Source organism: Mycobacterium pinniadriaticum, from assembly GCF_026242045.1.
Classification (GTDB): domain Bacteria; phylum Actinomycetota; class Actinomycetes; order Mycobacteriales; family Mycobacteriaceae; genus Mycobacterium; species Mycobacterium pinniadriaticum.
In genome coordinates, this window is record NZ_JAPJDO010000072.1 from 1 (window position 1) to 10073 (window position 10073).

9 protein-coding genes, 1 tRNA gene and 1 pseudogene are annotated in these 10073 nt (G+C 63.9%); 3 read left to right on the forward strand and 8 right to left on the reverse strand.

What is annotated here, in order from left to right; all coding sequences use genetic code 11:
* Positions 1 to 790 (reverse strand): annotated as a pseudogene (locus ORI27_RS32185) (cytochrome P450); the annotation flags it as partial.
* A gap of 103 nt (positions 791 to 893) precedes the next feature.
* On the opposite strand from ORI27_RS32185, the gene ORI27_RS32190 reads away from it, so the two are divergent.
* Positions 894 to 2555, forward strand: coding sequence for a carboxylesterase/lipase family protein (locus ORI27_RS32190; RefSeq protein WP_266001304.1), 1662 nt, complete (start codon positions 894 to 896; stop codon positions 2553 to 2555).
* Between the two features lie 118 nt (positions 2556 to 2673).
* On the opposite strand, the gene ORI27_RS32195 is transcribed toward ORI27_RS32190, so the two are convergent.
* The 4 genes from ORI27_RS32195 to ORI27_RS32210 are packed head-to-tail and all read right to left on the reverse strand — an operon-like array spanning position 2674 to position 5592.
* Complete coding sequence (locus ORI27_RS32195) at positions 2674 to 3288, reverse strand: TetR family transcriptional regulator (protein WP_266001301.1); 615 nt, start codon at positions 3286 to 3288, stop codon at positions 2674 to 2676.
* Positions 3285 to 4073, reverse strand: a complete 789-nt coding sequence (locus tag ORI27_RS32200; RefSeq protein WP_266001300.1) for an SDR family NAD(P)-dependent oxidoreductase — start codon at positions 4071 to 4073, stop codon at positions 3285 to 3287. The genes ORI27_RS32195 and ORI27_RS32200 overlap by 4 nt, the downstream gene beginning before the upstream one ends.
* Positions 4057 to 4527, reverse strand: a complete 471-nt coding sequence (locus tag ORI27_RS32205) for a VOC family protein (RefSeq protein ID WP_266001299.1) — start codon at positions 4525 to 4527, stop codon at positions 4057 to 4059. Before ORI27_RS32205 ends, ORI27_RS32200 begins: the two co-directional genes overlap by 17 nt.
* Before the next feature lie 3 nt (positions 4528 to 4530).
* The gene (locus tag ORI27_RS32210) at positions 4531 to 5592 is read right to left on the reverse strand and encodes an NAD(P)H-dependent amine dehydrogenase family protein (protein ID WP_266001297.1); all 1062 of its coding nucleotides are present in this window, start codon (positions 5590 to 5592) and stop codon (positions 4531 to 4533) included.
* Positions 5593 to 5708: 116 nt separating this feature from the next.
* On the opposite strand from ORI27_RS32210, the gene ORI27_RS32215 reads away from it, so the two are divergent.
* Complete coding sequence (locus ORI27_RS32215; RefSeq protein WP_266001295.1) at positions 5709 to 6416, forward strand: hypothetical protein; 708 nt, start codon at positions 5709 to 5711, stop codon at positions 6414 to 6416.
* Positions 6417 to 6804: 388 nt separating this feature from the next.
* Here the strand turns inward: ORI27_RS32215 and ORI27_RS32220 are convergent.
* Together ORI27_RS32220 and ORI27_RS32225 are read right to left on the reverse strand one after the other, a co-directional pair.
* A tRNA-Ser gene (locus ORI27_RS32220) sits at positions 6805 to 6876 on the reverse strand.
* Positions 6877 to 6896: 20 nt separating this feature from the next.
* A complete protein-coding gene (locus ORI27_RS32225) occupies positions 6897 to 7496 on the reverse strand; it encodes a hypothetical protein (protein ID WP_266001294.1) in 600 nt (199 codons plus the stop codon).
* A gap of 111 nt (positions 7497 to 7607) precedes the next feature.
* Here ORI27_RS32225 and ORI27_RS32230 point away from each other — a divergent pair, with 111 nt between their 5' ends.
* The gene (locus ORI27_RS32230) at positions 7608 to 8462 is read left to right on the forward strand and encodes an IS1 family transposase (protein ID WP_266001303.1); all 855 of its coding nucleotides are present in this window, start codon (positions 7608 to 7610) and stop codon (positions 8460 to 8462) included.
* Between the two features lie 177 nt (positions 8463 to 8639).
* On the opposite strand, the gene ORI27_RS32235 is transcribed toward ORI27_RS32230, so the two are convergent.
* The gene (locus ORI27_RS32235; RefSeq protein WP_266001293.1) at positions 8640 to 9668 is read right to left on the reverse strand and encodes an SDH family Clp fold serine proteinase; all 1029 of its coding nucleotides are present in this window, start codon (positions 9666 to 9668) and stop codon (positions 8640 to 8642) included.
* Positions 9669 to 10073: the final 405 nt, after the last annotated feature.

Consider the following 10073-nt stretch of genomic DNA (forward strand, 5'->3'; position numbering starts at 1 on the left):
TTCCGGCGCTGGTGGTGTCGTGGCCGGCGCTGGCGACGATGACGTAGTAGGAGGCGGTGTCCATGTCGGACAGCGGCGCTCCGTCGATGGTGGCGTTGGCGATCGCCGAGGACAGGTCCTCGGTGGGGTGTTCGCGCCGCGAGGCGGTCAGGGCGGCGAAGTAGTTGAAGAAGTCCAGCAGCACCGCGAGCATGTCGTCGGTCGAGTTGCCGCGCTGGAACTCCGCGTCGTCGCCGCCGAACATCTCCTGGGTCAGGCTCAGCATCCGGGGAAAGTCCGATTCCGGCAGGCCCAGCAGGGTCAGGATCACATACAGCGGGTAGTTGACCGCGATCTCCTGGACGAAGTCGAGTTCGGGGCCGCGCTCGAGCATCTTGTCGACGTAGATCTTGGCCAGCTCGTCGCAGCGGGCCTTGAGCGCGCGCATCGCCTTGGGACGGAACCAATCCGCGCCGATCTTGCGCATATCGCGGTGGTGCGGGTCGTCCATGTGGATCAGCGTGCGCAATCCGATCCCGGCCTCCAACTGAGCCCGCAACGCATCGTCGGCATCGGCGATGGCCAACAGGGGGCGAGGATCGTTGGTGAACAGGTCGTTCTGCCGCTCGATGTCCATGATGTCGGCGTGCTTGGTGATCGCCCAGAACGGCCGATACCCCTCCACGTCGACCCACGACACCGGAGCGTGGGCACGCAGATGAGCGAGAGATCCATAAAGCCTCTGCTCATCGGTGTAGGCCAGCGGGCTGGCCAGAACGCGTGCCGCGTCATCCATGATCCGTGTAGTCATCGACTCTCCTCGCTGGGCGATACCAGAAACTTGACGGGTGTCAGGTTTCTAGTGTGGGCCACGATCGTGCCAGGTGACACCCGATTCGACCAATTGCCAGGTCATGGCTCGGGTGTCGCTCCGCGTAGGCTCGGGTCTCGTGGCCCACCCATCGAGCAGCCGACGGTTTCGGCGTGTGGTGGGGGTGCTGCTGGGTGTGGCGGTGCTGGCCGGGTGCACTGCCGGCGGCCGCGACTCCTATCCACCACCCGCTCCCATCGCGGAGCCGGGCCCCGCGGTGGTGCAGACCGCCGCGGGCGCGGTGCGCGGTGTCGTCGGCCCGGGGTTCCGTGTGTTCAACGGCATCCCCTATGCGGCCGCGCCGGTGGGTCCGCTGCGCTGGCAGCCCCCTCGACCGGTAGCGCCGTGGCCTGGGGTGCGTGATGCCACCCAGCCGGGCCTGCGCTGTATCCAGGACACCAGCTTCGACCCGGACTACGGCCGGCCCACCGGTGAGGATTGCCTGAACCTCAACGTCTGGAGCCCCACTGGCGCCACTCCGACGAGCCAGAAGCCGGTGATGGTCTGGATTCACGGGGGCGGGTTCCTCAACGGCAGTGCCGATATCTACGACTCTCGTTGGCTGGCCACCCAGGGCGATATCGTTGTCGTCACCGTCAACTACCGGCTGGGAACCCTTGGCTTCCTGGCTCATCCGGCGCTGAGCCGCGACGGCAACATCGGGAACTACGGCTTGGCCGACCAGCAGGCGGCGCTGCGCTGGGTCCGGGACAACATTGCCGAATTCGGTGGTGACCCGACCAAAGTCACTATCGCGGGGGAGTCGGCAGGCGCGATGTCGGTGTGTGATCACCTCGTCGCGCCGGGTTCGGCCGGGCTCTTCCGCGCCGCGATCCTGCAGAGTGGGCCGTGTCAGGCCCAAGCCGACCGTGCCACCGCGGAGCGAGTGAGCACCGACTACGCGATCAGCGCCGGCTGCACCGATCCCGCGGCGGTGGCGCAATGTCTGCGGTCATTGCCGACCCGGAAGTTGCACCGCGCTCCGCTGTACGTCGGTTTCGGACCGGACAGGCTCACCGGGCCGGTCACCGGAACCGACTGGCTTCCCGACGATCCGATGACGGCGATAGCCTTGAGTCGGGTGCCCCGGATCCCCGTCCTGATCGGCAGCAACGGTGACGAATTCGCCATGTTCGCCGCCGTCGAATACCTGAAGAAGCACCGACTGCCGCCGTATCCGCGGCTGCTGTCGGACACTTTTGGCGCCGACGCGGCCGCGGTGGCCGAGCGGTATCCCCTCGAACGGTTCGGCGGCAGCGAAGGCCTGGCCTACTCCGCGGCCGTAACCGATAGTGTATTCGCCTGTCCGACAGACCGAATCGCATCCGGCCTGGTGCATACCGGCCCGGTGTACGCCTATGAGTTCAACGACCGGACCGCACCGGCACCGGATCCGCTGCGGGCGGCTCCGTTCCCCGTGGGTGCCAGCCACTCGCTGGAGCTGCGGTACCTGTTCGACGTGGGCGGCGCCCCGCCGCTCGACCCGGCGCAACGCGAGCTGTCCGATCAGATGATCGCGTACTGGAGTCAATTCGTGAAGACCGGTTCCCCTGCGGTTTCCGGTCAGCCGGACTGGCCAGAACTCGGGACCGACGGCACCACGGGGAAGCGGATGTCGCTGCAGACTGGGCGACTGACGATCACGACCGATTTCAGCGCGCGCCACCGATGTCCGTTCTGGGCAACGCTGAAGGCGACCCGCTAGTTTCCCCAGCTGGAGTCATATAACCTGCGCCCGCCTGGCGAACGTGCGGTTGTGCACGCCGTCGTCGGCGTGTCGCGTGCACGACACGCACGCTCGGCAATTGCCCCTCCACGACCCGCTAATTCTCCCAGCGCGAGTGGGCGACGAAGGCCAGCGCGTCGGCCACGTCCGACGCCAACGGGCGGCGGCGGGCGCCGCGTTCCCGGACCCACTGCTGGAATGCGAAATCGGCTGCAGCGAAGGATAGTTGGACCAACAGGCCGGGCCGGCCGTCGTCTGCCGGGTCCACACCCATTCGCGCGGCGACCAATTCGACCATCTGGTCTCGATCGGCGGCCGACAGCAGGGTCGCCCGATCGAGCAATTCGGGTGCGGTCAGGATGGCCGCGCGCCAACTCTCCAGGTCGACATCGTCGAAGGACCCGACCCGACTCACGATCGCGGCGGCCAGTGCGACGTCGGGTGGCTCGTCGGCCGGCCGGCGCGCCAGCAGCGACGCGATCACGGCGTTCCCGCGTTGGACCGCGCCCAGCAGAAGGTCTTCCTTGGTGGCGACGTGCCGGAAGAATGTGCGCGGTGATACCGACGCCTCGGCGGCGATGTCGTCGGTGGTGACGTTGCCGAATCCCCGTGCGGCGAACAGCTGATAGGCGGCCGCATGGATGTCGGCGCGCACCTGTGCCCGCTGCCGGTCACGCAATGACGGTGGCCGCTCGGCGGGCGGGGTGCTCATCGGAACGTTCCCGTGCCACCGTCGACGTGGATGGTCTGTGCGGTCATGTATGAGGCGTCGGGACTCACCAGGTAGGCCACCATCGCTCCGATGTCGGAATGCGTGTCACCGACCCGGCGAAGCGGAACGCTCTTGACGACCTTGTTGTAGACATCGGGGAACGCTTCGCTCCAGCCCGCCACACCATCGGAATTCGCGAAGGGGCACACCACGTTCACCCGGATGTTGTCGATACCCCATTCCAGCGCAGCGACCTTGGACATGCCCCGGATCGCCTCCTTGGCGGCGGCGTACGCGCCCCACTGTGTCTGGCCCCCGGTTCCACTACCGGAGCCCAGGTTCACGATGGATCCGCCGCCGGCGGCTTTGAGTAGCGGGTAGGCCGCCTGCATCAGGAAGAACGTGGCCCGCGGGCCGGTGTCGAAGACCAGGTCGAAATCGTCGACGGTGATATCGGGGAATGGCTTCGGCTCGTTGGTCGCGATCGCGTTGTTGATCAGCGCGTCGATGCCGCCCAGCGCCTGCACCGCCTCGTCGACGATGCGTTGGTAGCTGCTGCGGTCGCGCAGGTCGGCCGCCAATGGCACGGCACGCCCATCGGCGGCGAAATCTGCGGCGACGTCGGCCACCCCGGGATTCCGGTCGACCATCAGCACCGCTGCGCCCCGTTCGAGCAGAGCCGCGGTGATGCCGCGACCCACTCCACGCGCGGCACCGGTCACGATCACTCGCAGCCCGGTCAGTGATCGCGGATGCCAGTAGGTCTGTTCAGCGTGCTGGGCCACGGTGTAGCTCCTCCGATGTTCGTGCGGTACCGGGAAATTCGATGAACTCCACCGCGGTGCCGTCGGGATCCTTCACGAAGAACATCCGCACCCCGGCGATCTCGAAGGGAGGCTGATCAGGTTGATACCCGGCCGCCTGGACCCGCCGATAGGCGTCGTCGAGATCGGTGACCGACAGCGAGATGTTCTGGTTGCCGACGAGGGACTTTCTGGGCGGTCGGCTGTCGGCCCCCAGCGACAGCAGTTCGAGCATCACCCCGCCGACCAGCCCGCCCACCACCCGGCCCTGGTTACCGGCGCCGCTGCCCAGCGCGTGGTCGAACGGCTCCCCGCCCATCGTCTGGTCGAACACCACGTCCATGCCGAGCAGCCCGCGGTAGAACTCCAGGGCTCGATCCATGTCGGTGACCCCGACCACCAGATGGGAAAACCGAAGGTCACCAAGATGTTCCATTGCTTACCGGGCCAGGTCGGGAGCGGCTCGACCGGTGATCATCGGCAGGTCCAGGTAGGTCTTGATGCCTGGACCGGCCTCGCAGACAAGGGGGATGGCGCTGACGCAGTGGTTGGCGGTCACCACCACACCAGGATTTCGTTCGAGGCCTTCGGCGACCGTCTCGGGTTGCAGCCCTTTGAATGTCAGCAACACGTCGGGATCGCCGGTGACCTCCACTTCGAAGCGTTCACCCTTCTCGCCGATCGTCCACGGCGGGTCGAGCTCCACCTCGCACATCAGCCAGTTGACGGCGGCGGTGACGACCGGCTTGTCGTCGACGATGGCCTGCCACTTGAACCTGCGCGCGGCCACGGTGCCCGCCTCCATCGGCACGACGAGCTCGTCGGTTCCGGTGACGGCGACGGCCACCTCCTGGGTGGACCGGATGCGCGGCTCGGAGCGGAAGCCCAACTCGTCGGCGACCATCCGCACCGACTGTTTGAACCCGGCCTCCAGCAGCGCGGCCATCGGTCCGCTCATGGCCTGTTCGGGAGTCAGGCCGAAGCCCATCACCTCGCGCACCACCAGGGGTGCGTTGTAGGTGCGGATGTCGGAGAACTCCTCGGCCCGCACGTGTGTGATCGCCGACGTCAGTCCGGAGATCATCAGCGGGAAGCGTTCGGTGATGCCGCCGGGATGGATCCCGGAGCCGTGCAGCGTGGCGTTGCCCGCCGTGCAGGCCTCCTCGAGCGCCTGTACCGCGGGACTCTGCCGGTCCGGGTAGACCCAGCCGACCGGGGTCACCACGTTCTTGCCCGAGCGCAGGATCTTGGCGACGATCTGCTCGTCGGGCAGCAGCGGGGAGTACATGACGCAGTCGGCGTCCAGCGCCAGCAGTTCGTCGATGTCGGTTGTCGCCGCCACCCCGACCGGAGATTCGCCGATCACCTCGCCGACATCTCGGCCGTGCTTGTCGGCGCTGTGTACCCAGCAGCCGACGAGTTCGAGTTCGGGGTGCCGCAGCACCCCCTGGATTGCCGCCTTGCCCACACCGCCGGTTGCCCACTGGATTACGCGATACATATCGGCATGCTATGCCGATATGGCAGTTACTGTCACCAGTCTGTGTGCGATATCCACTCCATGTCGGACGTCCGGTCGTAATCTGCGGCAGGGGCGTTGTATCGCGGGGGGTATCAATGGACCACACTCGTCTGAATCGCACCGGCGGTGCCGCCGGCATCGTCTATGTGGTCGCCGCGGTCACCGCGGCGGTCCTGACCGGCAAGCCTCCCGGGCCCGAGGCCGGTAACCAGGTCGTTCAGCACTTCTTCATCGACCACCGAGCTCAGATCGTGGCTCAGGGCTGGCTGTACGCGCTGGCCACCGGCCTGGTCATCTGGTTCGCGGTCGCGGTCCGGCGTCTGCTCCACGAGGCCACGTCCGGTCGTCATCTCGGCGATCTGTTCTTCGTGGGCACCGTTGCGGTTGCCGCGCTGTCCTTCGTGTCGATGTCCATCCGGATCGTCGCGGCGGGCGCGGCGCACGAGCTATCGGCTCCGGCGGTGCGCGCGGTCGGGGCTGATTTCAGTCTGGTTCTGCTGGCGCTGTGCGGCTTCATCGTCGCGCTCGCGGCCGTGGGCTACGCCGGGTGTGTGCTGCCCGACGGCGTCCTGCCCCGGTGGACGGGCTGGCTGGCCCTCCTCGCGGCGGTGGTCAATCTGGGCGGAACGGCCAGTGTCTTCGTCTCGGGTGGTCCGTTCTCCATTGAAGGTGGGCTGTCCACATTGTTGCCCGTCGCGGCCACCGGGGCGTGGTACCTCGGGACCGCGATCAGCCTGTATATGGTGCACGAGAACGCGCGCGCCGACCGCGCTGAGCTGGCAGAGGGTAGTGGGTCAGTTTGACGTCTGAGAAATCCTTCAGGTGAGGGCGTGCGACCGGTGTGCCGTGGGAGGATGGGCTTATGCCTGACCGGTCACGCAAGCGTCCAAGGGACTTGAACTCGCTGGCGGCTGCCATTGTGGCCGAGGCTACCGGCGAGACCGAACCAGAACCCGATGACGGTAAAGACCCCGCAGCGGTCGCGCTGGGCCGCAAAGGCGGATTGAAGGGCGGGGCGGCGCGGGCCGCGAAACTCACCCCCGAGCAGCGGTCAGAAATTGCACGACGTGCTGCCGAAAAACGCTGGCAGAACCCCAGTAGCTAACGCTCGGTGTGAGTCATATGACTCACACGAGACACAACATGCACTATCATGGTGCATGTTGCGCAAGTCGTGACACCACAACTAAATGGTGGACGGTAGGGGACTCGAACCCCTCGGGCAAAGGTTTCCAGACTCCCACCCGGCACCGTGCACCGCCCCGGAGGGCCAGTGGCTCCGCTTACGCGAAGCCACTGGCGGCGGTCAAACCCCCTATGGGGGCTCGATCACGATCAAAAGGGTTAGGAACGCTACGCGTACCGCCATCATGATCGTGAAGGAGCGTCGAGGTGTCATCTCGACCTTCCCCTTCCTCTCGGGAGGAGCTGCTGGTCAGCTCCCCGTTAACCTCAACCCCGGCTGCAACCGGGGTTGAGGTGCTTCTGAGGATGTAGCGTCCGCGCCGTCCCTCTTTGGACACCTTCCCGAGACGTACCGCGTAGTGAATCGCATTCCGAGTCGCGTCACGAGCCTCGTCATCCCTGCCTAGTTCCTTGAGCACGTCATCGACAAGAAGCACTTGGTCCGGATGACTCTCGAATACCTGCACCACGGCGTCCGTGAGTGAAATCTTCTGGGCAGGTTCAGGTTCGCCGCCTGTTACCTGACGACCTTCCAGTTCGTCGACAGAACCAGAAACAACGTACTGATCAATGAAGGGCTGGATGCTCTCGCGCATTGCACGAAGTTGGGCGAGACGGCGCTCCGCTTCCGCGATGTCCTGATCGAGTCGGCGAAGTGCCTCATCAAACGCACCCGCCGACAGCGTGTTTTCAGCCATGGCGGTCAGCATACACGATTCGTGTATGACAACGGCGTAAGTATCAACGATACGCGTAATGGCAGGTCAAACTAGTTGCGCATGCCCGATCGGTCAAGCATAATGGTCAGTATGGTCAACCGGTTGTCCACCGAAAAGCGGGCGCAAATCGTGTCCTGCCTCTGCGAGGGGATGTCCATCCGCGGCACCACCCGCGTCACCGGGGCCGCGAAAAACACCATCACCAACCTATTGGTCGACCTGGGCGGCGCGTGCTCCGTCTACCAGAGCCAAGCGTTCTACGACCTGCCGTGCACCAACATCCAGTGCGACGAGATTTGGTCGTTCTGCTACGCCAAGTCCAAGAACGTCCCCGAGGAACACAAAGGCGAGTGGGGCTACGGCGACGTGTGGACCTGGACGGCAATCTGCGCTGACACCAAACTGGTCCCGTCCTGGTTGGTGGGTGAGCGCACCGCCGACGATGCGCGAGTTTTTATCCGCGACTTGGCTTCTCGGCTTGAAAACCGCGTCCAACTCACCACTGATGGACTGAAGCTGTACGTCAACGCCGTGGAATCCGCGTTCGCTGGTGACATCGACTACGCCATGCTCCACAAGCTGTACGACCAGCCCGATCTGGCCGACTACGAGCGTCGTTATAGCCCCGCCGTCTGCACCGGCTACGAAATCCGCAAGATCAACGGCGAACCCGACATCGCCAAGGTGTCCACGTCCTATGTGGAGCGCCAGAACCTCACCATGCGGATGGGGATGCGCCGCTTCACCCGACTCACCAACGGGTTCTCGAAGAAAGTCGAGAACCTGGCCCACGCGGTGTCACTGCATTACATGAACTACAACTACGCCCGCCCGCACCAGACCCTCACCCAAGCCAACGGTGGACGTAAGACGACGCCGGCAATGGCTGCTGGTCTAGAGAACCGAGTTTGGACCCACCTTGACATTGCTTCTTTGCTAGACTGATTGCCCTATCGAGATGACGCGAACCGGCAAACCGATTCCCCTTCATCGCGATGGCGAGCGATACCCGCGTTATCTCGGATATTTCTTTCCCAACTGGTATGTCTGATTACCTTTGCGAGTGCGACGGCAGCCTCCGCGGCATCCCGGCTATTTTGCAGTCGTCGTGAGTTCAAGAACTTACTCCTCATCCTCGTCCCCCTTCTTAGTTACTAAGACGCGCCCTATCGCAGTAATAGGGCGCATTGTCAATATTTCTTCGAGTTCATCGATTGCCCTCGCTTGGTCCTCGTTGGCCTGACCAATATCCAGGAACGAGGATGCTTCGTCTCGATCGATGACAAAACCGTGCTCGCTGTAGCCGCTGACCAGGTGTCGGGCTATATCCTGTGCTCGGCTTATTGGATAGTAGGGATCTAGGAGTCGAACCGCATAATCCTCAGCTACTTTTAGCGTTCTGGATTGCTGGTTGTAATGGACTGTTTCGATCTTCTCCAACAGCGGGCGCATCATCTGCGTCGTAAAGTTGATAACGTGAGGGAGAAGAGATTCTACCTTTTTGTCAGTCCGCATCAGTAAAAGCGACATGACCTGATCAAGTAGTTCGAAAGAAGCCACATTGAGTCGTTCGAGTGCCTGTATCTCATCTAGGGCAGAGCCCCATTCTTCGCGATCTGGGTCGAGCAATTGAACGTCTAGGGGTCCAAACTCGGCATCGCTGCCCATGAGGATTTTCTCCGCGCCGAGCGCCAAAAGGGTTGCGGCACTCTTCGCGTAGCGCGGAACTATAGCTGTGAAGCTGCCTACATGGCGTCGCAACATAGTCGCTATCTGGTAGGCGGCATCTGCCATTCCTCCGCCGCTGTCAATTACCAGAACTATCTTTTCGCAAGATCGAAGATCGTTACGCCCCCTCATGAACAGCTTTCGAACCGTGCTATCGAGATGACAGTATGGAGAACTATGGTTGCCTTGGGTCAATAGCCAAACGGGCGCACCCATGGCCTCTTGAAGTTTCAAAACGGCGGCACCGAAATCGGCGGGCAAAGGTGCGTTCGGCCCTGGATGCAGAGAAGCGTAGAACTGCACCTCTTCGGGAGCCGCCGGTTCTCCCGCGGCGGCCTCATCCATGCCCCCGGCGGCGGAGTCCAGAACGGCAGCCGATTCGGCCTCGGAGATGCCGTCGGCAGTCACATCCGTGAGGCTCATCGTTCACCTGCCCTTCTCCGCCCGGTGACGCCACTGAAACCGACGACGTGAGCTAACCCTGACGGACCAGCTCACGCTATTGGAACGCAGGCTAACGCGGCTACCGCCGCCAGTCTATAGACAATGGTTGGCAACCGGGTGAAACCATTCGATTCATCCACACAGCTACCAACCAGCAGTGATAGCCTGCCCTATTCGGTGACCAGCAGTCCCGGTGCGGGCGGCCCGGTGTCCAACCATCACCATCACCCCTCGTACTGATGGCGCGGGCCGCAGTGAGTCATATGACTCAGTTCTGATATGGGGTGCATTTTGTCAAGGGGCAGGGTGAAGCGGCGGGCCGGTAGCCGTCGCTAGAGGCCCGCCGCTTCGATGTACCGGATGAGCCCGGCATGAGTGTCGAGC